Raw genomic sequence first — 24,017 nt, forward strand, 5'->3', positions numbered from 1 at the left:
TCACAGGCACAAAAAAACCAGCTCGATGGCTGGCTGATTTGTTGGTTGCGGGGGCCGGATTCGAACCGACGACCTTCGGGTTATGAGCCCGACGAGCTACCAGGCTGCTCCACCCCGCGACAAATACTCTGACTAACATGACCAACTTATGAGCAGTTCAAAAGTTAAGTTGGTTGCGGGGGCCGGATTCGAACCGACGACCTTCGGGTTATGAGCCCGACGAGCTACCAGGCTGCTCCACCCCGCGTCAGAGGCTGCGCATATTACGCCCACCAAAGTGGCGCGTCAAGCCCAATACATGAAATGTATGAAAGTCGTGTTCGATACCGCCAAACTGGCCTGGATTTGTCCACTAATGACTGGTCTGCCTTGTAAAGTAATGTTAACTTAAGATGATGGTGTCGGGTGAGTTGCGCCACGAGCGTTTCTCGTAGTCCCAGACAGACCAGAAAAAATAAGAACAATAAAAAGACATTCTTAGCCCTATGAGCACTAGTCCAGCCAATACAATGACGACGGCGGCTTTGCAGCCCCTGTTGCGCCTCTTGGAGAGCAAAGGCATCTCCAGCAGAGAGTTGCTGGGTTCCCTGGGTCTGGACGCGCCTGCCGTCACCAGTGCAACACAGCGAATTTCCATCAACCATTTTGACCAGCTGTTAGAACAGGCTTCCCGTCTGCTCGACGACCCGGCGATCGGCCTCGCCGCAGGTCAGCGACTGGAAATGCCAAGCTTTTACCTGCTTGGTTTTCTGATCAGCAGTTGTCAGACAGGACGAGAGGCCCTTGCTGTCCTGAGGCGCTATTACGCGCTGATCAGCGATACGCGGGCACCTGACTTCTTTATCGGTCAGGATTCGATAAAAATCGTCTTCTACGTCACTGAAGGTACCCCCTTCGGCAGTCAGACGCGGTCAGAATTTATCGCCTCGGGTATACATACCGCCGGCCAGGCCATCGGGGGCAGCTATTATCAGCTGCAGGGAATCGGCTTCCGCCATCCCGCTCCGGCCTACAAAGACCGGTTGCAGCGCTTCTTTAATGTGCCTGTGCAGTATAACCAGCCTCAGAACTGGGTCAGCTTCTCCAGCCGGCATCTGGACAGTCCGCTGTCTTATGCCAACCCTCAGCTGTTCGCCATGCTGAGGCAGGAAGCAGAACAGGCTCTGGCGCGCTTCAGCGAGCTTAAGACGTTCAGTCAGCGGGTGATGCATATCCTGTATCAATGGCCCGAAACGGTTCCTATGACCAAGGATGCCGTGGCTGAATTGCTGAGCACCAGCAGCCGGACTCTGACCCGACGACTTCAGGAGGAGGACTGTCAGTTCTCCAATCTGGTGAAAGAAGTCCGCTTAGAGAAAGCCAAAGTGGCGTTGCGCTCTGCACGTACTGATGTGCAGCAACTGGCACTTGATCTCGGCTTCTCTGACCGACGTGGCTTTGAGCGGGCATTCAAGCAATGGACGGGGATGACGCCAGCAGCGTACCGCCGCCAGCAACTTTCAGAAGCCGCGAATCGTCGTCTTGCAGAAGAAGCAACACAATAAATAGCCGCCCTGCCGCAATTGACTACCAGTCATTTGTGGACAGGGCCGCGCGTACCGCGCTGATTTTTTCTGCCTGCTCAAGTTCCGCGAGATTACTGAACAGCTCTCTGGCTTCTGCAGATGCCGCGTCTGCAGCCAGTTGCTGGTAGGTTTCGATAAGAAAATCATCGACTTTCAATGCAATGGCAACCAGATCCTCCACACTGATATCGGAGTGAATCTGGCGGCAGTCTTTCAACACGTCACCAATATCTGCAGGCTCAAACTGATGCCACTCTTTCAGGATGCGGCTGCGACTCTCGTCGCGGTAATCTGCGACGGCCTGCGCCAGGCGGTCTTCATGATGAGATAACAGGCGCAGCAGCATATCGACGCGCTCGCGCTGGGTTTCTTCTCGCAACTGCTCGTATAAAGCCCGTGCATGTTCATGCACTTTCTGGCTGTAATTAAGAATATCGAGAACGGTGCTGTAACTCATGGTCTGCTCCCTCAGTCTCTGAAAGGTTTCTGAAGGTCCAGTATAGGCCGAGGACAGAAAAAATCCCGGTAAGGAATGCGCTGGCGTGGCCGCCAGCGCAACCACTGACTGTCAGTGCCCGTGTCCGAAACTCTGCTCAATGGCTTTCATGTGCGGACGTACCACAGCTTTGTCGCCCTCAGGCACAGCGCTTACTTCTTTCATCATAGCCAGAGTACCTTCCAGCATTCCCAGCATGACGCGCTTCTGCTCGTCCGGCAGCGGGCTGTCTTTTACCTGAACAATCTGTGCCTGAATCATGGCCGGGTTGATCTGCTCGCCTTCCATTTTTATCGCCATAAATGCGGTAGTTACGCCCTGCGTATCCGCTGCCCAGCCTTCTACAGAGGCATAGCCGTGCTTCTTCAGAAGGCCGGCGAAGTCATCGTAAAGACCTGCGTTTTTAAGTTCGGTAATGGCTTCGTCGAACATGCCTGAAAGCCCTTTGCTGCTGCTTTTAAACAGCGAATGCGTGTCGACCTTTGACTCATTAGCTTCCATCCACTCCTGGACAGGCTTCATGGTTGGCAACCACTGCTGGATTTTTTCTGGTGTCAGCTCTGCGTGGGCAAACGCTGTCATCATGGTCATAACAAGCACAAACAGATAACGCATAAAGTTTTCCTTCTTATTGTTGTCTTCAGTGATCAGTTAAGAGTTACTGCCTCAGACCGGCAATAAATATCAACGTTCACTGCTTCATCAAAATCTCCGATCGCCGGCAGTGTTGCGGTCGTCTGGGTGTCCAGGCACTGCAGGCTGACAAAGTCAGGCGCAACCGCCCGTGATTCTGCCATCAGCCACTCAGGCACGGCCGCCGTCAGACGGCGGAGGTCATCACTGCTGGAAATATCGTAAAGAACATCAGCCGCCAGCAATACGTCTACTTCGGGCCATTCGCCCGGCAACACAGGGTGCACTTCGACACCATTCAGCGCCGCATTAATGTGCGCGATCTCCAGGGCGTTGTTATCCAGGTCTGCCACCCAGACCTGCTTGGCGCCTGCCAGTGCAGCGGCAATTCCGACGATGCCGGAGCCACAGCCAAAGTCGAGCACTGTCTTGCCGGTGACAGACTCAGGGTGCGAAGCAATCCAGGTAGCAAGTGCTCTGCCTCCTGCCCAGGCAAACGCCCAGAAAGGCAATTGTTGCCAGAAGCGACCAATCGCCTGAGTATCCAGACGTGTCGATTCCGCTTTAATGTCCAGCAACCAGAGTGCCAGCACTTCGTTATCCAGCCAGCAGCGCTTCAGATGCGCATCCGGCAGATTGAGTGCCTGTTCAAGACGATCCAGCTCCCGGGCAAAGGCCGGTTTATCTGAGGCTGACATAGCGTTTCTTCTTCTCTGTCACTTTTTTGAGATAATTGCGGGTTTCTTCCCGGGGATGATGCCGGACAATATAACGGTAAACTTCATCGGCAGACATACGGTTGATACGCCGTACAGCTTCCTGACGGTCGCGATGGAAAGTTTTCAGCAGATTCCCCGCCCCACCATTATAAGCAGCAATCGTACAGTATTCTTTTGCCAGTGAGCCGCTGATTCCGCGCAGGTAGTTATCACGAAGAATAGAGAGGTACGCTGTTCCTGCGTCAATATTATTGGCCGGGTCAAACAGATAGCGGCGTCCGGGCGTCCGGTCTCTGTTATAGATTTTCTGCATGACATCCCGCCCAGCGGTGCGGGGCATCACCTGCATCAGTCCGTAGGCATTCGATGAGGACACGGCAAAGGGGTTAAAACTGCTTTCGGCATCAATAACGGCATACACCAGTGCGGGGTCGACACCGTAGCGCTTTGCTGAGCGGCTGACATGCTCCCGGACGCCGGAAGCCGCCACCATCTGGTGCTGACGGACCATCGGAATCACAACCCGGAAGCCCTGCGAAGTCCGCTTCAGTCGGTCTTTCAGCAGGTAATCGGCAAAGCGCTGGGCACGCCATTGGGTGAGAATATCCTGCCCATCATGGTCTACTACCTGTCCTTTCAGAAAAGGAGTGCCGGTTAAACCAAAGTCGGTCGCGGTGTAGAGATCAATGACCCGGGGATCGGCGGGGGTGAGTAGTGTACCCACAATTGCCTGACGCAGTTGTTGAAGAGGTTCATCACCACCGCGGGTCTCGACTCTGACCCAGCCCGCACTGAAGTCAACCGTGACCTGGGTATGAAAGTCGTCGAGATAACGTACCAGAGTGTGGGTACCGGATGACAATGCATCCTGCCCCCACAGCTCGCCCTGCTCCGGAGATATAAAATCGAGCAGGACGGTCTGAAGGTCATCCGGTAAATCGTCAAAATTATCGGGCAGGGATTCGGCAGACGCCTGAAATACCACACCCGCCAACAACCAGCCTAAAACTTTCACGCTATCAGGATCGCCTGCAAACAAGTGCAGGCAGTGTATCCTCTGGCAACCGGAATGTCAGTGATCAGAGGTAATCAGGAGCGAGGCCCATTCCCCAGAGAATCACTGTGATCGCCATTCCGCCCACCAGCATACAAAGCCCGGCTGTCGTCACCATAAAGGAGAACATCATGCCCCGCTCTTCCGGGATATCCATAAATACCGGCACCCCCGTGAAGAGCAGATAGAGGCTGTACGCTGCGGCGACCATGACGACCAGAACATCCAGCCAGAGTACCGGCAGGAAACCGGCCACACCCGCCAGAAACATGGGCGACGAGGTGTAAATCGTCAGCATCAGGCAGCGTTCATAACTCACGCTGGCGCCAAACACATGCTCCATCGCGAAGACGAAGAAGGACATCAGCGCCAGTCCGAGAAGGAGCGCAAAATAAAACGCAACGGCGATGACCGCAGCGCTTTCGGTGGTCAGAAAAGTAAGGTCTCCGCCCTGTAAGCTCCAGCCCATCTGGGTCGTACCAGTGAACAATGCGAAGGGAGGAATCAACGCCAGCAACAGGGCATGACGTAAGTACACCTGAGAGATAGTCTCAGTCGGTTCGCGGCGGATTTCCCGCCACTCACGGGGAGCATCATAGAGAAGGCCGAACATATGATTGGAGAACATAACTCTCCCTCCTGGTTCAGTAATGGGTGCCCCTGCACGGTATTGCAGGCTACTGCTGCCCATCACTTCGCCTCAAGGACAATTTCCGCCACCGGGTGATAGATCAGATTGTCAGTTCCCGCGGTTATATTGTTTTGACCTTTCAGATCATATGGAAGCAAAACGGGGGAATATCCGGTACAGATTCTGCTGTGTCTGGAAAGCAACCGACGCCAGACTGACATTCTGAAGTGAGGCCAGTATTGCGCCATATAAAGGAATCATCACCGGGCTGTTGACCGCCCGGTTCAGGAAGGCCGGTCGCATATCCGGCGCATCTGTCTCCAGTAACAGGGAAGTTAACGGAAGTTGTGCCAGCGTACCTCGCAGCCGCGTCGCGCCGGGGTGCGACATCGCGCCGCCCACGCCAAGTAAAAACCCCTGATCAATCCAGCGCCCGGCCTGCTGCAGACTGCCGCTGAAGGCGTGCACCAGGCCACCATGGGTGAAGGATCGGCGGCGCAGCTCAGCCGCAACGTCATCGTGCATACCGCGGACATGCAGCACCAGCGGTAAGTGAAACTTTTCCGCCAGATCAATCTGCTGTTCAAACCAGCGCCATTGCAGGTCAACGGCCAGTCGCTCCTCACGCGCGAGGGTCCGGTCCATACCGCACTCACCGACGGCCACCACAGAAGGCAGGGTTAACTGCTGCTCCAGCCAGGCGACATCTGCGTCGGTATGCTCATCGGCCCAATAAGGATGCAGCCCCACCGCTGCCTTCCAGCCCGGCCACTGGCTGATAAACTGAGGTAAGCCTTCACTCAGCCGCCGGCTGACTCCCGGGATGATCCCACCTCTGAGGCCGAGCCTCTGTGCAAGGTCCCAGTCTGAATTGCGGGTGTCGTCCAGTGCGGCAAAGTCAAAATGACAGTGTCCGTCATACCAGCTAAGTGGTATCTCAGATGCCATAAAATCCGACATAGGTCGCAATCATCTCCTGTCGCGGTAGCGGTCCGGATAAAACACAGGTTACCATGCAGTGACGTTTGGCCGGAGTGCATTCATGGAACTGGCAGCTCAGGAATTGCGGGATCTGATCCGCACAACCCTGGATTATTTAGATGTACACAGTGACGCCGCCGAAAATCTGCTGCTGAGCCGGGCAGCACAGGCCGCGAAGCATTCTCCCTCGCAGGCGCACGGCCTGTTTGCCATCGACGCCGCGACGCACCGCCTGGTGTGGGACAAATATCTCGCTTTTAAGCCCGACCTTGCCAGCCGCATCCGTGGCCTCGCATCGCAGCATGCCTTTCTCTCGGACCCTCACCTGGAGTTGTCGATCAACCTCAGGTACGCCACGGCAATCGCCTGGGCGATCCACCTTGCGTTTCCGGAAGTCCGGGAGCAGGCTCAGACCGCCTGAGCCAGATCAGTGATCGCGATATCTGACGTGGCAACCGCTCAGGCCGCAATATCCACCCGGGTTTTTCGCCAGATACTGTTGATGACCCGTCTCAGCAAGGTAGTAAGGCACCCCCGTCCGGATCTCGGTCGTAATGTCCGGAAAGCCAGACAGGCTCAATGCCCGTTGGTAGTTGTCACGCGAGCGCTCAGCAACGATCAGATCATCGTCAGAGCTTAAGTAGATCGCCGACCGGTACTGGGTGCCGATGTCATTGCCCTGGCGCATCCCCTGAGTGGGATCGTGCTCTTCCCAGAACGCCTTAAGCAAATCCTCAAGCCTGACCTCCGCCGGGTCATACCAAATTCTGACCAGCTCGGTATGGCCAGTATGGCCCGAGCATACTTCGTCATATGTCGGATTCGGCGTGTGCCCACCCCCATAACCTACCGACGTCACCCGGACGCCGGGCAGCGTCCAGAAAAGACGTTCTGCTCCCCAGAAACATCCCATTCCGACCACCAGTTCCCGCAGGCCTTGCGGACAGTCACCCGTGATAGTATTGCCGTTAACGAAATGTGCAGGCTCGACCAACAAAGGCGTCTCCCGACCGGGCAAAGCTTCCTCCGGGGTTGGAAGTCGCATCATCTTAGGTCTCCACATACGATATAGTCTCCTGTTACACCAATTAAGGCAGCGCTGAATCATCATGACATCACATCTGCAGAATTATTCACTGTATTTTACCGGTACAGGAAGCGGCGGTAACCTGGCCCCCGGATCATCCGCCGCCTGTTTCGAAGTGAACCGCCAACCTGTGTTACTGATTGACTGCGGCCCGGGCACACTGAATGCATTCGCGCATCGTTATGAAAACACGCTGCCGCCTGCCATTTTTATTACCCACGGTCATCTGGATCACATTGCTGATCTGGAAATTCTTACCGTGAGAGCAAAACTGGCAGGTGCAGCACCGATCCCTCTGTATGTCCCTGTGTCTCTGATTCCTGTACTGCATCACCGGCTGGCGACCTACCCGGGCACCATGGCCGAAGGCGATCATGATTTCTGGCAGTCATTCCAGCTTCGCCCGGTCAGCGACCGCTTCCTGTGCGCCGGCCTGCAGTTTTCAACTCACGCCACCCGGCATCATGCTCCGGGATCAAGCTTCGCCCTGCAGCTCCCCGGAATATTTTTCTATACCGGCGACACCCGGCCAGTTCCTGAATTGCTGCACCATCACAGCGAGCCGACTGAAGTGATATTTCACGACTGCGGCCTGATCGCCAACCCTTCTCACACCGGAGTCGATGATCTCGAGCGGGAATACCGCAGCGATCTGCGTCAGCGGATGGTGCTTTATCACTACGCGGATGCCACCGCCGCCAATACGATACGACAACAGGGCTATCGGGTGGCAGATCCCGGCGAAGCCTTCGTACTGAAAAGCTAAACACCCGCACACCGCTTGTGCAGAACGATTCAGAGATGCCTTAATCACTATGACAAACCCCGTACCGGATTCCCTGGTCCGCATCATTAAACACATGAACCCGGCGGCCGGCATCAGCGCCCAGGCCCTTCCTCAATGCCCGGATATTTCACTCTGGCTGGTCGAACCTGATTCGATGCGTCGCCGCTTCAGTCAGGACGAAATTCTTCAGATTCAGTCATACCCCGCGTATTGGGCCTTCTGCTGGGCAAGCGGCCAGGTGCTGGCACGCGAAATTCTCCGGCATCCGCACTGGGTAAAAGGTAAAAAAGTCATGGACTTCGGAGCTGGTTCAGGTGTCGTTGCAATCGCCTGTATTATGGCAGGGGCACGGGAAGTCATCGCCTGCGACATTGATCCGGACGCACTGATCAGCTGCGAAGAAAACGCGGCGTTAAATGGCGTCAGTTTTCGCTGTCATGGCGATCTTTTCAGTTTTGATGAAGAGCTGGATCTGCTGATTGCGGCAGATGTCCTCTACGACCGCGCCAATCTGGTGCTGCTGGAGGAATTCCTGAGGCGCGCTCCTGATGTTCTTATTGCCGACTCGCGCATCCGCGACTTTGACTACCCGCCCTATGTCGCTCAGGGCCGCCATGAGTCCTGTACCGTGCCGGACCTGGATGAGCTGGATGAGTTCCGGCTGGTCAATCTCTACCGGGGGCAACGGTGAAGTTCGCAGAACTCACTCTCAGCCTCTCGAAGCCATCGGCCAAATCCGCTAAACTTGCGGCCTTTTCAGAATCTCAGAGCCCACCGGATGCTTGATATCAATGCCCTTTCGCAGCTGAAACAGCTGAAGCAGGAAATTCACGAGAACACCCCACGCTTCGACGGCCGCGTTCGTGGCAGCAGCGGCCGTTTTGGTTTCGCGGTCACGGAAGAAGGTCAGAGCTATTTTCTGAGCCCGGATGAAATGGAAAAAGTCCTTCCCGGTGATGAGATCAGCTTCCGGGTTGAACCAGCGGGCGATGACAAAGAACAGGCACTGGTTGAAAAACTGATCCGCTCAGAAATTTCAGACTTCTGTGGGCGTTACATCGTACGTGGAAAAGGCCACTTTATTGAGCCTGACCACGACCAGTTTAATCGTTGGATATTTGTTCCACCGAATGCGCGGATGAATGCCAAAGACGGCGATTATGTGGCGGCGACAATGAGCCGTCACCCCTATCCGTCAGGCAAAGCTCAGGCGAAAATTGAGGCCATCCTTGGCGATGAAACCACGCCTCATATTGAACGTCTGGTCATGCAACAGCGCTTTGCGCTGTCTGCGGAATTCAGCGAAGACGTGATGAAAGAAGTCGAAAATCTGGTGGCCGCAGGTATCGATGCGAAGTGCGCAGACCGCACTGACCTTACCCACCTGCCCTTCGTCACTATCGACTCTGCCGGCACCCGTGACATAGACGACGCTTTGTTCGCCGAAGCGCACAGTGACGGCTGGACACTCTGGGTCGGGATCGCCGATCCCGAAGCTCTGATCGACGCCGGTTCTGCGCTCGACAATGAAGCCCGGAAACGCTCGACCTCGGTATACTTTGCCGACCGGGTTCTGCCCATGCTGCCACCGGAATTATCAGAACAACTGTGCTCTCTGCAGGCCGGTAGCCGTCGCCTGGCCATGGTAGCTGAGTTGCGCCTTGAGCAGGACGGAAACGTACGCGAAGTTAAGCTTCACAATGCGCTTATCGAAAGCCGGGCCAAACTGACCTACGCGCAGGTTGCGCAGTTAATTGATGATACCTGCGAAGAAATTCCGGCCGAACTTCATGGCCCGCTACGCCACCTCGCAGACTGCGCCCGCACCCTGAATCAGTGGCGTGCGGCACACTGCCTGCTGATGGATGACCGCCCGGATTACAAACTTATTCTCGGAGAAGACGGCCGCGCCAGCGACATCGTAAAAATTGAACGCAATGCAGCGCATAAACTGGTCGAAGAATGCATGCTGGTGTGCAACCGCTCCGTGGCTTTATGGCTTCGCGAACGTAACGCCGGTTTCTTTATTGAACAGAACGGCATCCGCACAGAACGACTGGGTGAAGCAGCAGCCTTACTGAAAGAACAGTTAAACCTCGAAGGCAAACCTGTTCTTGGTGAACTCGAGAGCTATGTCGCGCTCCTGCAGCAGGCAGAGCAATCCTCCAGCGATCTGCCGCTGCGCACGATTCTGAGCAGACAGATGGAACGCAGTCAGTTCGGTCGCGAAGGCAAACCGCACATGGGGCTGGGCTTCAACTGCTACACCACCTTCACTTCGCCACTGCGCAAATACAACGATTTTCTGATTCATCGTACCGTGCGCGCGCTGTTGAATGACGAACCTGCACCGGCGATTGAAGATGACGTTCTGACCGGCATCCAGGATATGCAGACGCGTGGACGTATCGGTGCGTCACAGGCTGAGCAGTGGCTGAAACTGCAATGGTTACAGACGCAGCCAGAGAACGGTATTTACGAGGGCACGATTGTTCACATGAACAGCGGTAGCCTGACCGTGCGTCTCGATGACACAGGCATTGAGGGTGTGATTGATCGTCGTAAAGCCAAAGGCTGGACGTACGACAGTAAAACCATGACACACTCCAACGGCGAAGAGCGGTTTATCCTCGGTCAGCCTATGCGGGTGATCGTTCACGAAATCGATGTGCCAAAGCGTAGTCTGAAATTACGCATGGCCTGATATTCAGGACAATAAAAAAGGAGCCACTGGCTCCTTTTTTATTGTGCAGGCACTGTATCAGGAAATTTTCCAGGTACGGACTGTCTGAAAACCGTACTCTTCAATCCACTGATCCAGCTGACGTGGATTACGTTTAATTTTTTCCACTTTTTCCTGAGTTGCCGGATTACGATATGTACCTACCGCCAGTTTTGGTTTTGGCAGAGAGGATGATTTCTTCTCACCTTTACGACCATCACGGGCAATCGACTTTTCGAAATGACGCTTGAGGTTGTTATAAATAGAAGATGGTACTTCTTCTTTTGCCATTGAAGTGATCCAGGCTTCGATCTGCTCTGAACGGGAAACGTACAGCTCTTCTTCAGTCAGTGCACTCTGGTTGCACAGGCGTTTGATAGCGGCATCAAACTCTTTCAGTCCTTCGAGTTTTTTTTCCTGATCTTTCTTCAGTTGCTCCAGCTCAACTATTTTCTGCTGGTGCTGCTGAATCTGCTTATCGATATCGTTAGTGAATGCGGTCACTTCTGAACCTCTGAATAGAATTTACTATTTATCACATACAAGGGATATGTACGGAAAACTGCTTATAAAATATACAACGCAGAGACATATTCTCCGGTTTGTATATAGGGCCGGATATATTAACTAAATCCAATGCACAGGAGAATATATATTAATAGAAATATAACACTTCCTATCACTGTCTTTATTAATCACCAGGCGTGCTTGCGCCACTTAATGATAAGAATTATCATTAACGCCATTTACTCTGTTCCCCAGGTCACCCCGGAGGCACACGCCGAGAAGCCTTATGACGCAATCCACTCTTGATCTAATCCAGGTAGGCGGCAAAGCCCGAATTTCAGGCTTCACTGCAGTTGAAACTAACTTCCGCCGTAAGCTACTCGCGCTCGGCCTGATGCCTGGCGCCGAAGTGGAAGTCCGCCGCGTTGCGCCTCTTGGCGACCCGATACAGATACAGCTCCGTGGTGCGTCCGTCAGTCTGCGGAAACAGGAAGCAGCGATTATTGAGGTAGAAGCTCTGTGAGTAATGGTTCCATCATTGGTGTTATCGGCAATCCGAACTGCGGTAAAACGACTCTTTTCAACGCACTCACCGGCGCGCGCCAGAAGGTAGGTAACTGGCCCGGGGTCACAGTTGATCGCAAAGAAGGTCAGCTGTCTCTGCGTGGTACCCAACACACACTGGTTGACCTGCCCGGGACATACGCACTCGACAGCCACGACGATGAGCTGTCCACCGATGAGAAAATTGCCCGCGAATTCGCCCTGAGCGGCGAAGCGGATCTGATCATCAATATCCTCGATGCCAGCAACCTTCATCGCAATCTGTTCCTGACGTCGCAGCTGCTGGATATGGGCGTGCCTGTGATCTGCGCCGTAAACATGATCGACGTGGCCGAGCGCGAAGGCATTCATGTCGACTGCCAGGTTCTGTCACAACAGCTGGGCGTTCCGGTGGTACCTATCGTTGCGTCAGAAAACACCGGCATTCCGGAACTGCGCAGAACTATGGCTCACAAACTGGAGCATGCGACCGTTGCGACGCCAATGAGCCGGCCGGATAAAGATGTCGAAGAAGCAGTGGCTCAATTGAAAGACGCCCTCCAGGGCCACACCGAAAATGCCTACTGGACGGCAACCCGGGCACTGGAGTGCGATGTCTATGCACTGAACAGCCTCCCGTCTGAAGTGCGCCAGAAGATTGCCACGCTTTCTGCGGGACTGAGAACATCGCTGGAAGAAGCACATGGCCAGCCCATTGATGTACTGATTGCCAATAGCCGTTACCGTGCAATCGAGCACGTTCTGCAACAGGCACTGACGATCAACAGTCGCGGACAGACCCTGACCGAGAAGATTGATGCCTGGGTTCTCAACCGCTGGCTCGGCATTCCTTTCTTCTTCTTCATGATGTACCTGATGTTCACCTTCGCGATTAACATCGGCGGCGCTTTTATCGACTTTTTCGATATCGCCTTCGCGACGGTCTTTGTCGACGGCACCCGCGAAGTCATGGACAGCATCGGCTCGCCTCAATGGCTGACAACCCTGATGGCGGATGGCCTGGGTGGCGGTATTCAGTTAGTTGCTACTTTTATTCCTGTTATCGCCGGCCTGTATCTCTTCCTCTCGGTGATCGAAGATTCTGGCTACATGGCCAGGGCAGCCTTCGTAATGGACCGCCTGATGCGCAGCGTCGGACTGCCCGGCAAATCGTTTGTCCCCCTGATCGTGGGCTTCGGCTGCAACGTGCCCGCCGTAATGGCAGCTCGGACTATGGATACTGAAAAAGACCGCCTGCTCACGATTGCCATGGCACCCTTTATGTCCTGTGGTGCACGCCTGAGTGTGTACGCACTGTTCGCCGCGGCTTTCTTCACAGAGAATGGCGCGCTGATGGTCTTTATTCTCTATGTGCTGGGGATCGCGATGGCGATGCTGACAGGCATGGCGCTGAAGAACACTCTGTTTAAGCCAGAGCTGACGCCTTTCGTGATGGAGCTGCCTGCCTATCACATTCCAACGGTCAAAGGGGTACTGCTGAAAACCTGGGAGCGCCTGCGTTCGTTCGTTATGCGTGCAGGTAAAACCATTATTACTGTGGTAATAATCCTCAGCTTCCTGAACTCCATTGGTTCAGATGGTTCGTTCGGTAACGAGAATAATGAAAAATCGGTACTTTCCGGTATCGCCCGCGTCGTCACCCCTGCGTTCTCCCCCTTGGGTGTGCAGGAAGACAACTGGCCAGCAACCGTAGGTATTATCACTGGTATTTTTGCGAAAGAGGCCGTCGTCGGCACCCTCGACGCACTCTACTCCCCTGAAGCAGGCGACGACAGTGAGTTCGACCTCCTCGGTGGTCTGTCAGAAGCTATCATGACCATTCCGGATAATCTGGCTGGCGTCGCAGACACTCTGCTGGACCCACTCGGGTTATCGCTGATCGGTGCGGATCAGGGTGAAGAGCAAGGCGTGCATGACTCAACCTTCACAACAATGGAGACGTTGTTCGGAAGCCAGTGGGCTGCCTTCTCCTACCTCGTCTTTGTCCTTCTCTACACCCCTTGTGTTGCAACGCTGGGGGCGATGGCACGTGAATCCGGTATCCGCTGGATGCTGTTTGTCACCGGCTGGAGCACCGGCCTGGCCTATACAACTGCTGTGATCGTTTATCAGCTGGGACAACTGACCACGCAGCCGGCCATCGCACTTTCGTGGATTGGTGGCTGCATCGCCTTTATTGCACTCTGCCTGTGGCGGATGCGCGCATACGGCAAGGCCCGCGATGCACGTATGATCCCAATCACCAGCGTCGACTGATTATTCAGGTCGACTGCGCTGAGTACGCTGCCCCAGGGAAGCGTACTCAGTGCCTCCCAGACGAGCGATGGGATTGATCAGTTCAGACGACAGAAGCAAGCGCTCAGCGGCTGGATCAATCACCCCCTCATCTATATACATACGCTCAATTTCCAGAAAGACCACATGCTGCGGGCCACTGCCCAGGTCGACCTGTTGTTGATAGCGACAGAGAAACGCCACTGGCGAAGCCGCAACACGAGGCAGAGGCCAGTCCTCGACCGGGGCAACGCCAATGTCAAAGGCCTGCGTTTCACTGATACCTGCCGCCAGCGTCGCCGAGGACATATTGACCGCATCCACCTGAGCGGCATCGGCAATATTCACCACACACCATCCACTGCGACGCAGGTTCCGGTAGCTGTCTTTCTCAATACCTGCGGACTTCTGCCCCACAGAAACGACCAGTGTCGGAGGCGCGGAGCAGACCGGCGCAAAAAAAGAATAAGGTGCAAGATTCACCGAGCCATCTTCATCCGCAGTAAGAATCCAGGCAACCGGACGGGGAATCACTGACTGTACAAGAAGGTGATAACGCTCCAGCGGGGTTCTATCGGTAAATTTAATATCCACAAAGGCCTCCTGATATCCGAACCGCAAGGTTACTCTGAGCGGGCTGCGCTTGCACCCACCTGACAAACCTTATATAAGGCCAATCCCAACGTATTCCCGCAACGGAGACTGGATGATTACCACCGAACGGATGTTTCCTATCCTTGCCGTTATCGTCAGCCTGCTCGCCTGGCAACAGCCTGAACCGCTGCTGGGCTTTACCAGTGCCATCGTGCCCCTGCTCACCATCATTATGTTCACTATGGGCCTGACCCTGCGCTGGCAGGACTTCCGGCGGATCTGGCAGAAGCCTGAGCCTGTAGCTCTTGGTATTGTGCTGCAGTTCGGCCTGATGCCGCTATTTGCCTGGGGCCTTGCACTTATATTCGGGCTGGCCCCGGAAATCGCGGCCGGTCTGATTATTGTTGGCAGCTGCGCCGGTGGAACAGCGTCTAATGTGATGACGTATCTGGCACGCGGGGATGTCGCCTTATCGGTCACCATGACCGTGGCCTCCACCCTGTGGGGCGTCGTTCTGACTCCCTGGCTGGTTGGCTTCTATGCCGGTGACTTTATCGAAACCGACACCAGCGGCATGCTGCTGATGATCGCAAAGATCGTTATCCTGCCAGTCGCTGCTGGTCTCGCGGTTAATCACTTTCTGCCCGTGGTCCGCCAGAGCACTGAGCGCCACCTGCCACTGATCGCCTCTGCCGCCATACTGTTTATTATCGCCATCATCGTTGCTGCAAACGCCGATGAACTGAACAGCCTCAGTTATGGTCTTATGGCGGCCGTCATATTGCATAACCTTGCCGGTTTCACTGCAGGCTATCTGATCGCCCGCTGGAATGGCCACACTCAGGTACAGGCAAGAACCATAGCAATTGAAGTCGGCATGCAGAATTCCGGTCTTGGCGTCGCGCTTGCAAACAGCTTTTTCGGCCCACTTGCGGCCCTGCCGGGAGCGCTGTTCAGTATCTGGCAGAATGTTGCAGGAGCACTTCTTGCCGGCTTCTGGCGCTGGCAAACGGAGCGGGCCATTAAAAAAAGTCAGGAATCGCGGAGTAAAAGCGGATGCGGACCCCACTAATCAGTTTCTTAATGTCAGTATTTCTGAGCAGCGCTGCCCACAGCTACGAAGTCATAGTTGCAGAACAGCAGATACAGGACACCCTGAACAGTCGCATGCCCCTCACCCGTCAGGGCCGGCTGGCAACGCTGACGATTGATAACACAGCCATTGATCTGCTGGATGAGAACAACCGGGTTCGCCTGGCTGCTGATGTTCAGTTGGTACTGACAATCGGTATTCAGTCGCGGGGCAACCTGATTGCGGAAGGCGACGTGCGCTTCGATGACGCCAGTGACAGTTTCTTTATCGATAATCCGACCGTGATTGACCTGAATATCGAGGGCGTACCGGCATCTTACAAGCCGTCTGTCATTCAACTCGCTCAACAGACTCTGGCGCCCTCTCTTGAAGGGCAGCCGGTCTACACGCTGTCAGAAGAAGGTCAGCAGGGCATCGCCCGTATGATGCTGAAATCCATGACCATTAATGATCATTCAGTGTTGCTGGATTTCAGCCCATTCTGATCCGGCCAATAACGATAGTGTAATACCTTCAGACCCCGGCCAGGCATCGCCTCCCTGAAGACCTCCGGTGCAGGTATCGCAGCAACCAACTCTGCACCGGGACACCCTCTGCTGACTTCACTGCGCAGAAATTCTTCATCCAGATTCTGCGCATTGAGACACAGCAACATATCTGCCCCGGGCAACATAAAATCATCAAGACGGCGGAGAATCCGGGCGTAGTCGCGTGCGATATCCACACTTCCCTTCTGAAAGGTAGGCGGGTCACAGATAAGCAGATCGTAGGGGCCGTGGCGACGAATACGCCCCCACGAGCGGAAAATATCAACCCCCTCAAAACGGACCTGAGACAATGCCTGTCCGTTCAGGCGGTGGTTATCGCGTCCGGTACTCAGAGCGCCTTTCGCCATATCAACATTCAGCACGGACTCTGCGCCCCCGGCGACTGCAGCGACAGAGAAGGCACAGGTATAGGCAAAAAGATTGAGAACGCGCTTGCCCTCTGCATGCTCCCTGACCCAACGCCGACCGTTGGCCATATCCAGAAACAGCCCGGTATTCTGATTCTGAAACAATCTGAGACGGTATTTCAGCCCGTCTTCACATATCGCCATTTCGTCCGACGCCTCACCAATAAGAGTCTCGAAGGGAGCCCCACGTCGGCAGCGGAACTGCACCACGACCGAGATACCGCTGAAACTCCGCTCTTCCAGCCCCTGTTTCAGTGCTGTTGCCGTCTCTTCCAGCCAACCCACGTCAGGTTCATCAAAACAGGTGATCAGAACCACCGGTGAATACCAATCGACGGTGATATGCTCGTAGCCCGGAAAAAAGTGTCCGCGCCCGTGAAACAGGCGAACCGCCTCGTGACTCGTTGGCCAGGAAATATTGTCTATCACGGGGCACTCCGGAAACCGTTATATTTCAGTGAGTTAGACTGGCCAAAAGGCCTGCTGTTAAAAAAGCGTTACAGTACCTCAGACGCTGCAGAATGTCGCCTTTGCCCTGACTGAGAAAATCATTACGTTCAGCCACTGTTTTTCGCTTGGTATGCACCACTTCTTGGGATACTATGGCTGCGTCGTTCCTCATTGAGCGGCCTGTTGACGGGTTCTGAAAACACAGATCTCTGTTAATAAGGGCATTATTTGTTTATAAGCCCGGTCTGTCCGGCCTGTATTGAACTAATGCCATACGTTATGCACGAAACTGGTTAAACCAGTGAATAATCTCAGGAAAGAAAAGATGGCAAATATTGTTCAAGGCACCGTCAAGTGGTTCAACGACGAGAAAGGCTTCGGCTTCATCGCACAGGACTCCGGCAAAGACGTTTTCGTTCACTACAGCGCAATCAACGGCAATGGCCGTCGTTCGCTTGCTGAAGGCCAGCTCGTGACCATGGAAGTGGTTCAGGGCCAGAAAGGTCCTCAGGCTGAGAACGTTACCCCAGCGGAATGATTTCTCAGGGCCCGGTCAATTGACCGGGCCTTTTCATTTGCGCACTTCATTCTCGACAGGCTCAAGTTAACTGGTAATCTGTCAGCAGATTAACCGGATGGTTTTTGCATGATCGATCAGGGTGAACTCTTCTCTATTCCAAATCCGTGCCGTGGCATATGCACGTCAAACAACCGTGGCTATTGCAGAGGTTGTCTGCGTTCTCGCCAGGAGCGTTTTCATTGGAATGAGTTCAGTGCATTTCAGCAGCAGCTGATTATCAATCTGTGTGAACGTCGCAGGCTTAAAATTCAGGCCGACCGTAATCCTGTGCCTGACGATGATGATATTCACGATATCGATCAACCTGACCTGTTTGACCTGCCTGCAGATACCCCAGCAGACACCGGCGATGTAACCTCAGTAGCAGCATTGTCACCTGACGCTGCCAAAGACGCGATCACACCGTCCGGGACGGACCTGCCTGCAAAGCCTGACAGCTCGTTCCCTCAGCACGGCCAATACGATTTATTCTGACTTCCAGTCCAGTGTCCTGCTGGTCGAAACATCGGATGGGCGATATTCAGCAGCCACCCAGCCCGCGTAGCCAGTCTCGCTGATCGCAGCAAACACAGAGGCAAAATCTAATGCCCCTTTGCCTGGCTCGTTGCGTCCCGGAGCATCAGCAAACTGGATATGACCAATCTGGTCGATGTTGCCACGCAGCAGTTCAGTCACATCCTGCTGCATCATTGCCATATGGTAGATATCAAACTGCATTTTAACAGACAGGCCTGCAAGATCCTCAATCACCGACGTCATATCAGCGAAGGTGGAGATCAGAAAATCCGGCATATCGACCGTATTGATTGCTTCAAAGGTAACGGTCACTCCGAGAGGAGAAAGCACCTCGTCTGCGAGACGCAGGTTATTCAGAAACACGTTCCGGTATTCATCGTAGCGTGACTTATCAGTGCAACGTCCCGCGAGCACGTTGACACGGGATGGCCGCAGAACACGGACATACTCTGCGCACTGCTGCAAAGCATCCGCAAAAGCCCCCTGCTTACCAGGAACCGATGCCAGCCCTTCCCCGCCCTGCATCAGATCTCCAGCAGGAACATTGATCAGCACACAGGTCTGTCCATTGCGATCAAGTGCTGCCCTGATATCAGAGACAGGTGTATCGTAGGGGAACTGTATTTCAACCGCATCGAAACCATCAGCGGCAGCGGCACTGAAACGTTCGATAAACGGATACTCTGTATACAGAAGAGAGAGGTTGGCGGCCCATTTCATCAGGACTTTTCCTCATACATTGAAATCAGCGTGCAGGGGTCATCATCAGCGTGGCCCTGTGCGGCATGCAGTCGCATCAGCTCGGCGCCAAGTCCAGCCATAGGGATTGCACTCTGCATCGACTTGCCCAGCGCATTGGCCATATCGAGATCTTTCAGCAGCGTTCGGACATGCCACTTCACCGGATCAAAGTCCCGCTCTGCCATGCGCGGTCCTGTGAGCTGAAGCGGAACAGAATCGGCGAAGCCGCCTTTCAGAGCGCCCGGAATGGCACCCGCATCAACTCCAGCTTTCTCTGCCAGCGCCATCACCTCGGCCATCACCAGAACATTGCAGCTGACGATCATCTGATTGCAGATCTTGGTCACCTGGCCGGCACCGGTCGGCCCCATGCGTGTGACACGCTGCGACAGAGGCGCCAGCACCGGCCGAAGCTGATCGATCAGAGCTTCCTCACCCCCCGCCATAATGGCCAGTGACCCCTGCTCTGCGCCCGCAACGCCACCTGACACCGGAGCATCAACCCACTTCACCCCTCGCTCGTTTTCCAGACGGGTCGCCAAGCTGCGGGTTGCGGCGGGATCAATACTGGAAAAGTCGACCAGCACCTGACCCGGCCTCGCGTATGTGGCAATGCCTCCCTCACCAAAGACGACGGCTTCAACAGCGGCGGTGTCCGACACACAGAGCATCAGAATCTCACATTCTCCGGTCAGCTGTTGTAAGTGTTCGCATACCTGAACGCCCTTATCAGCTAAGGGCATTGTCTTCTCTGGATTTCGGTTCCAGACCTTCACATCAAACCCGGCCTGATGCAGACGCAGGCTCATAGGGACCCCCATCAGGCCCATGCCAATAAATCCGATTGCCGCTTCTTTCATTGAGATTTCACCCTGTACCGCCTCAGCCTGATTGGGCGAGTTTATCATTAACGAATCTTAACCTAGGATTTTTACGCAGAATTTCATCCCTGTCCTATGCTTACTTCCAGTTACTCGAGAAGGAAGTATAACTATGAATATGGCCTCTATTTTCGCTGAACCTAAGCAACTCCCGCACATCCCTCGTGTGGTTCAGGAGCTTATGGAAAGCTTCCGTGATGACGATAATGACGTCGATGTTGATGAAATCAGCGGCAAAGTAGCCCTCGACCAGTCTCTGACCGCGAAGGTCCTGCGACTGGCTAACTCTGCTCATTACGGGGTGTCCCGCACCATCGCCAATCCGCACGATGCTGTCATGCTGCTTGGCTTTAATACACTGCGCACTATGGTACTGGCATCAGGCGTGACCGGCGCATTTAAACTCGATGGCTTTGACCAGAATAAGTTCTGGCGCAATGCTTTCGGTATCGCCGCACTGTCTAAGTGGATTGCCGGTTATGTACCGGGCGCAGACAAAGAAACCGCCTTTACCTGTGGCATGATGCATTCCGTCGGCAGCCTGCTGCTGGTCATGTTCTATCCGAAAGAAGCGATGCACCTGGATGAATCGGAAGCGATGGGCTCATCACATCGTCATGAACTGGAGAATGGTCAGTTCGGTTATAACTACGCCGATGTGGGTGCTGAACTGGCGAAACGCTGGAAGTTTCCGGAAATTATTCAGACGGCGATTCATGAACAGAACAACCCGCAGGAAGACGCTGATTACTCAACCGAAGCGGGCATTATTTATCTGGCCAAGTACCTGAAGCGTGCTCATGACTCAAACATGTCTGAGGATGAAATCGTCGCGGGCTTCCCTCTGGCCGTCGCCGACAAAATTGGCCTGGACGTTGGCCGGGCCTACAAAGACCTGGCGAATATCGGTGACCTGAACTCAGGACTGGACGGTCTGCTCGACTGAGCCAAACCAGCTCTGGCTGAGCCTGACCCGCTCCTCTGCAGGAGCCGACAGCTCAGCGTCTGACAGATCATCAATGCGGCGCAGTCTTGGTAACAGGCCTGCGCCGTTTGCTACCTGAATGGCCAGTCCCGGACGGGCGTTCAGTTCGAGAAGCTGCGGCCCCTTGTCGCGGTCAATCACAATATCAGTGCCCAGATAACCTAACCCAGTTACTTCATAACAACGTGCAGCCATAAGAAGCAGGGCATCCCAATCGGGGACTTCCAGCTCATCCAGCCGTTGCCCGGTGTCCGGGTGTTGCGTCACCGTCTGACCAAACTGCACGGCATTCAGCGCGCGTCCCGTTGCCATATCAAGGCCCACACCGACGGCCCCCTGATGCAGGTTGGCTTTCCCATCGGAGGCATGAGTCGCAAGGCGCATCATTGCCATCACAGGAAACCCGCGACAGACGATCACCCGGATATCCGGCACCCCTTCTACCGTGAAACGATCGAATCGGGGATCGGCATGAATCAGCTCTTCGATAATTGCGACGTCAGGTTTGCCGCCCAGACTGTAGAGGCCTGCCAGTATATTGGATACATCCCGGCGCAGATCAGAGATTGTTAAACGCGCCCCACTGGCTTTGATAAACTCGTCACCGTCGCGGCCGGTCACTACGATGATCCCTTTACCACCACTGCCTTTTGAGGGCTTGATCGCAAACCCGGCATGCCCTTCAAGCAGGTTGCTCAATCCCGCGACCTGAGACTGCTCCGCTACTGTACCTATCGGCGCGGGCGTCGGAATGCCCGCCGGATGCACGGTCAGCTTAGTTTTGAGTTTGTTGTCCACCAACGGAAAGAGGCGGCGTGGGTTATACCGGGCAATATACCGGCTGTTACGGCGGTTAATGCCCAGTATGCCGTAGCTTCGCAGAGTCCAGGGTGCAATAAAACGCGACATTTAACGCTGCCTGAACGAAGCAAACCGCCGAAGCTCAGACAGGCGGTAACCCGCATACGCACCGAGCATGACAATCAGACCGACAATAATGAACTGCACACCCATAAAGTTGAACGTCAGATGCTGTACCACGGGATTCTGCATCGCCCAGTACGCTAAAGCGGCAGTGAGCAGACTTCCGCCCCCCTGAATCAGGACTTCCTTACCGCCTTCTTCTTCCCAGAGAATCGACATGCGCTCAATTGTCCAGGCAAGAATGACCATAGGGAAGAACATGATCTTCAGACCTTCGGTCATACCGAGCTTGTACGAAAGCACACTGAACAGACTGATGATGGCAATCACCGTCACGATGACCGCCGATATTCGTGCAACAAGGAGAAGATTCAGTCGCGACAGGTAGCTGCGTATGAACAGACCACAGGCCACCACAAGCACAAATCCAACAATGCCTGTGCCCAATGACGTCTGCATAAAAGCGACTGCAAACAGGACAGGCATAAAGGTACCGGAGGTACGCAGGCCAACCAGAATTCTGAGAATACATACCACCAGCGCACCGACCGGCAGCAGCAATATGGTTTTGAACATTGCCTGCTCTTCGACAGGCAGGCTGTGAATCGAGAAATTCAGCAGACTCTGCCCTGTATCCGTGTGCTCAGTCAGTGCACTGTAGGTTGATTCTTCGCGGCGTATCATTGAGAAACGGATGCGCGAATCACGGCCACCAATAACATCCAGCACTGGCGCGCCACGCTGCTCCCAGAGCAGAAGTGGTAATTCTTCGTCGGGTGAATCACTGACGCGGAAAATCTGACTTTTTCCGCCCTGCCAGACCCGCAACAGCGGCGTCAGTAATTGCCTGCGGCGTCCGTCTTCCAGTTCCAGACCGTAGACGACCGTGGCCGGAACCTGAGCTTCGTTCAGAATATCCGCCATCAGATTTGGCATGCGCCCATTGAAAGCACGTCTCAGTAAGCGGATATGCTGAGGCGCATCGGTCTGATTGAAACGCTTGATCAGTTCCCGCGCAAAACTGAAGTTGTCGGAGGAGGTGTTATAAGCCCCTTCCAGAACCGTAAGAACTGCAGTGCGGTATGGGTCCTGCCAGTCGGGACTGACTATTTTAGGTGCGGGAAAATTATTCCCTGACCAGTTATCGGACTCCAGCACATCCACCTGATAGTAAAGTTCCTGCGCACCACTGGCAGCCCGGACAGTCCACTCAGCTCTCGGGTCGGCCCCTTCAATAAAATTAAGTCCGTAGCCCGGCGAGGCTCCGGACTGACGCAGAATGGTAAAATCCGACTGTTCTGCCGGACGCGCCATGGACACTTTGACCGGGCCGCCATCGGCAGTGAATTCAATACGGGCTTCGAGCGACCAGACGGTCTGAGTTTCTCCGTAAATAAGAGGAACTTCATACACCCAGTGACGATGCAGAACTAATGCGGTACCGATAAGCAGTAATAAAGTGACCAGCCCTGGCAAGGCTAAATCAGACGGACGTCTCATGGCGCATCAGGCTCCACTTTGGGGTGCAGATATTCCGAGCCGACATCGACCAGAGCCATATCCCGCAGGAAAGATCGTCCAAGCAGAACCGGATAACTCATCCGCGAGCGATCAGCCAGAGTAAACTCCGTCTGCTGTCTCAGATTCTCACCCAACATCACGTCCAGCTCGACGACTGGACGACGGTCGGTGTCGTCATAGGAGGCCTGACGGATGCGGACGTTACGTTTAAGTCTTGCTTCGAGATGCACAGGCTCCTGGTTGTCGATTTCCAGGTCAAACGACACCCAGCGTTTACCATCCCGTTCAAACCGTACGATATTCGTCGCACTGATACTGGAAGTGGCGGCACCGGTGTCAACACGCGCGGCCAGGTGGATGCCCGGAGGGTTCAGATAGATCCACTCGTTGGACCCCACAACCACTTTATTATCGAAATTCAGAGATTTTTTAGCGACAGGCTTACAGCTGACGACAGAAACCGGCGCGGGGGGTGCTTTCACCACCGGAGCTGGTGTTGCCAGCATGGCCTCGATCGAGTGCAGCTGCTGCTCCTGTTCCGTTAACTGAACACTGAGCGAATCGATATCGTCGCGGACACTCTGATCCGCAGTACACGCTTCCCTGACGACCTCCGAAATGCCCTGCATCGTCACCTGACGATGGTCCGGCCCTGGCCAGTGACTACAACCAGCCATGAGAGACGCAGCGCTCATCGCAGCAGCGAAACACGCTACTCTGGATAGCATAAAAACACCCCGGTATTTCTAAGAATGCA

Annotated in this window: 27 protein-coding genes and 2 tRNA genes; 12 read left to right on the forward strand and 17 right to left on the reverse strand. The window is 54.6% G+C overall.

Translation table 11 applies throughout. The features are described from left to right. Window positions 1–42 precede the first annotated feature (42 nt). A tRNA-Met gene (locus Q1L85_RS02325) sits at window positions 43–119 on the reverse strand. A 51-nt stretch (window positions 120–170) separates the two neighbouring features. Beyond that, window positions 171–247: transfer RNA gene (locus Q1L85_RS02330), tRNA-Met, on the reverse strand. 238 nt (window positions 248–485) lie between these two features. Here Q1L85_RS02330 and Q1L85_RS02335 point away from each other — a divergent pair. Then, complete coding sequence (locus Q1L85_RS02335; protein ID WP_300425489.1) at window positions 486–1,544, forward strand: AraC family transcriptional regulator; 1,059 nt, start codon at window positions 486–488, stop codon at window positions 1,542–1,544. 22 nt (window positions 1,545–1,566) lie between these two features. Here Q1L85_RS02335 and Q1L85_RS02340 read toward each other — a convergent pair whose 3' ends face one another. The 6 genes from Q1L85_RS02340 to Q1L85_RS02365 form a co-directional block, all read right to left on the reverse strand. Continuing rightward, entirely contained in the window at window positions 1,567–2,022 is a 456-nt protein-coding gene (locus Q1L85_RS02340) for a hypothetical protein (protein WP_300425488.1), read from the reverse strand. A 111-nt stretch (window positions 2,023–2,133) separates the two neighbouring features. After that, window positions 2,134–2,676, reverse strand: a complete 543-nt coding sequence (locus Q1L85_RS02345; RefSeq protein WP_300425487.1) for a hypothetical protein — start codon at window positions 2,674–2,676, stop codon at window positions 2,134–2,136. A gap of 32 nt (window positions 2,677–2,708) precedes the next feature. Further along, on the reverse strand, window positions 2,709–3,392 hold the full coding sequence (locus tag Q1L85_RS02350; protein WP_300425486.1) for a methyltransferase: 684 nt from the start codon (window positions 3,390–3,392) through the stop codon (window positions 2,709–2,711). After that, window positions 3,376–4,428: a murein transglycosylase domain-containing protein gene (locus Q1L85_RS02355; RefSeq protein ID WP_300425485.1), complete on the reverse strand. Its 1,053-nt coding sequence runs from the start codon at window positions 4,426–4,428 to the stop codon at window positions 3,376–3,378. The genes Q1L85_RS02350 and Q1L85_RS02355 overlap by 17 nt, the downstream gene beginning before the upstream one ends. Before the next feature lie 64 nt (window positions 4,429–4,492). After that, complete coding sequence (locus Q1L85_RS02360; protein ID WP_300425484.1) at window positions 4,493–5,095, reverse strand: Yip1 family protein; 603 nt, start codon at window positions 5,093–5,095, stop codon at window positions 4,493–4,495. Window positions 5,096–5,242: 147 nt separating this feature from the next. Further along, window positions 5,243–6,058: a TatD family hydrolase gene (locus tag Q1L85_RS02365; protein WP_300425483.1), complete on the reverse strand. Its 816-nt coding sequence runs from the start codon at window positions 6,056–6,058 to the stop codon at window positions 5,243–5,245. Between the two features lie 82 nt (window positions 6,059–6,140). Between Q1L85_RS02365 and Q1L85_RS02370 the strand changes: the two genes are divergently transcribed. Then, entirely contained in the window at window positions 6,141–6,500 is a 360-nt protein-coding gene (locus Q1L85_RS02370; protein WP_300425482.1) for a hypothetical protein, read from the forward strand. A gap of 6 nt (window positions 6,501–6,506) precedes the next feature. Here the strand turns inward: Q1L85_RS02370 and msrA are convergent, their stop codons facing one another. Further along, a complete protein-coding gene (gene msrA / locus Q1L85_RS02375) occupies window positions 6,507–7,127 on the reverse strand; it encodes a peptide-methionine (S)-S-oxide reductase MsrA (RefSeq protein ID WP_373914401.1) in 621 nt (206 codons plus the stop codon). Between the two features lie 61 nt (window positions 7,128–7,188). Here msrA and Q1L85_RS02380 point away from each other — a divergent pair, with 61 nt between their 5' ends. The 3 genes from Q1L85_RS02380 to Q1L85_RS02390 all read left to right on the forward strand — a co-directional run bounded on the left by Q1L85_RS02380 (window position 7,189) and on the right by Q1L85_RS02390 (window position 10,657). Next, entirely contained in the window at window positions 7,189–7,932 is a 744-nt protein-coding gene (locus Q1L85_RS02380) for an MBL fold metallo-hydrolase (RefSeq protein WP_300425481.1), read from the forward strand. 49 nt (window positions 7,933–7,981) lie between these two features. Further along, complete coding sequence (locus tag Q1L85_RS02385) at window positions 7,982–8,644, forward strand: methyltransferase (RefSeq protein ID WP_300425480.1); 663 nt, start codon at window positions 7,982–7,984, stop codon at window positions 8,642–8,644. An 87-nt stretch (window positions 8,645–8,731) separates the two neighbouring features. Further along, window positions 8,732–10,657 carry a VacB/RNase II family 3'-5' exoribonuclease gene (locus tag Q1L85_RS02390; RefSeq protein WP_300425479.1) on the forward strand — a complete coding sequence of 642 codons (1,926 nt, stop codon included), beginning with the start codon at window positions 8,732–8,734 and terminating at the stop codon, window positions 10,655–10,657. 57 nt (window positions 10,658–10,714) lie between these two features. On the opposite strand, the gene Q1L85_RS02395 is transcribed toward Q1L85_RS02390, so the two are convergent. Then, window positions 10,715–11,179, reverse strand: a complete 465-nt coding sequence (locus Q1L85_RS02395) for a hypothetical protein (RefSeq protein ID WP_300425478.1) — start codon at window positions 11,177–11,179, stop codon at window positions 10,715–10,717. 289 nt (window positions 11,180–11,468) lie between these two features. On the opposite strand from Q1L85_RS02395, the gene Q1L85_RS02400 reads away from it, so the two are divergent. Then, entirely contained in the window at window positions 11,469–11,705 is a 237-nt protein-coding gene (locus Q1L85_RS02400; RefSeq protein WP_300425477.1) for a FeoA family protein, read from the forward strand. Continuing rightward, window positions 11,702–14,002 (forward strand): Fe(2+) transporter permease subunit FeoB, encoded by a 2,301-nt coding sequence (gene feoB / locus Q1L85_RS02405; protein WP_300425476.1) that lies wholly within the window; start codon window positions 11,702–11,704, stop codon window positions 14,000–14,002. The genes Q1L85_RS02400 and feoB overlap by 4 nt, the downstream gene beginning before the upstream one ends. Here feoB and Q1L85_RS02410 read toward each other — a convergent pair whose 3' ends face one another. After that, window positions 14,003–14,614, reverse strand: coding sequence for a flavin reductase family protein (locus Q1L85_RS02410; RefSeq protein ID WP_300425475.1), 612 nt, complete (start codon window positions 14,612–14,614; stop codon window positions 14,003–14,005). 112 nt (window positions 14,615–14,726) lie between these two features. Here Q1L85_RS02410 and Q1L85_RS02415 point away from each other — a divergent pair, with 112 nt between their 5' ends. Together Q1L85_RS02415 and Q1L85_RS02420 are read left to right on the forward strand one after the other, a co-directional pair. Further along, the gene (locus Q1L85_RS02415; protein ID WP_300425473.1) at window positions 14,727–15,686 is read left to right on the forward strand and encodes a bile acid:sodium symporter family protein; all 960 of its coding nucleotides are present in this window, start codon (window positions 14,727–14,729) and stop codon (window positions 15,684–15,686) included. 11 nt (window positions 15,687–15,697) lie between these two features. Beyond that, window positions 15,698–16,192: a DUF1439 domain-containing protein gene (locus Q1L85_RS02420; RefSeq protein ID WP_300425472.1), complete on the forward strand. Its 495-nt coding sequence runs from the start codon at window positions 15,698–15,700 to the stop codon at window positions 16,190–16,192. Here Q1L85_RS02420 and Q1L85_RS02425 read toward each other — a convergent pair. Further along, window positions 16,159–17,091: a class I SAM-dependent methyltransferase gene (locus Q1L85_RS02425; protein WP_300425470.1), complete on the reverse strand. Its 933-nt coding sequence runs from the start codon at window positions 17,089–17,091 to the stop codon at window positions 16,159–16,161. The genes Q1L85_RS02420 and Q1L85_RS02425 overlap by 34 nt on opposite strands. Window positions 17,092–17,437: 346 nt before the next feature. On the opposite strand from Q1L85_RS02425, the gene Q1L85_RS02430 reads away from it, so the two are divergent. Next, a complete protein-coding gene (locus Q1L85_RS02430) occupies window positions 17,438–17,650 on the forward strand; it encodes a cold-shock protein (RefSeq protein WP_300425468.1) in 213 nt (70 codons plus the stop codon). Between the two features lie 108 nt (window positions 17,651–17,758). Further along, complete coding sequence (locus tag Q1L85_RS02435) at window positions 17,759–18,166, forward strand: DUF1289 domain-containing protein (RefSeq protein WP_300425467.1); 408 nt, start codon at window positions 17,759–17,761, stop codon at window positions 18,164–18,166. Here Q1L85_RS02435 and Q1L85_RS02440 read toward each other — a convergent pair. After that, window positions 18,158–18,928, reverse strand: a complete 771-nt coding sequence (locus tag Q1L85_RS02440; RefSeq protein ID WP_300425466.1) for a hydroxypyruvate isomerase family protein — start codon at window positions 18,926–18,928, stop codon at window positions 18,158–18,160. The two genes, Q1L85_RS02435 and Q1L85_RS02440, sit on opposite strands and share 9 nt — an antisense overlap. Next, the gene (locus tag Q1L85_RS02445; protein WP_300425464.1) at window positions 18,928–19,857 is read right to left on the reverse strand and encodes an NAD(P)-dependent oxidoreductase; all 930 of its coding nucleotides are present in this window, start codon (window positions 19,855–19,857) and stop codon (window positions 18,928–18,930) included. The genes Q1L85_RS02440 and Q1L85_RS02445 overlap by 1 nt, the downstream gene beginning before the upstream one ends. Before the next feature lie 85 nt (window positions 19,858–19,942). On the opposite strand from Q1L85_RS02445, the gene Q1L85_RS02450 reads away from it, so the two are divergent. Further along, window positions 19,943–20,776: an HDOD domain-containing protein gene (locus Q1L85_RS02450; protein WP_300425463.1), complete on the forward strand. Its 834-nt coding sequence runs from the start codon at window positions 19,943–19,945 to the stop codon at window positions 20,774–20,776. Here Q1L85_RS02450 and Q1L85_RS02455 read toward each other — a convergent pair. The 3 genes from Q1L85_RS02455 to Q1L85_RS02465 are packed head-to-tail and all read right to left on the reverse strand — an operon-like array spanning window position 20,750 to window position 23,988. Further along, window positions 20,750–21,724, reverse strand: a complete 975-nt coding sequence (locus Q1L85_RS02455) for an alpha-L-glutamate ligase-like protein (RefSeq protein ID WP_300425461.1) — start codon at window positions 21,722–21,724, stop codon at window positions 20,750–20,752. The genes Q1L85_RS02450 and Q1L85_RS02455 overlap by 27 nt on opposite strands. Continuing rightward, window positions 21,725–23,239, reverse strand: a complete 1,515-nt coding sequence (locus Q1L85_RS02460) for an inactive transglutaminase family protein (protein ID WP_300425459.1) — start codon at window positions 23,237–23,239, stop codon at window positions 21,725–21,727. Continuing rightward, the gene (locus Q1L85_RS02465) at window positions 23,236–23,988 is read right to left on the reverse strand and encodes an ATP-dependent zinc protease (RefSeq protein WP_300425458.1); all 753 of its coding nucleotides are present in this window, start codon (window positions 23,986–23,988) and stop codon (window positions 23,236–23,238) included. Before Q1L85_RS02465 ends, Q1L85_RS02460 begins: the two co-directional genes overlap by 4 nt. Between the last annotated feature and the right edge of the window lie 29 nt (window positions 23,989–24,017).

It is taken from the genome of uncultured Thalassolituus sp. (assembly GCF_950066645.1).
Classification (GTDB): Bacteria; Pseudomonadota; Gammaproteobacteria; order Pseudomonadales; family Oceanobacteraceae; genus Thalassolituus.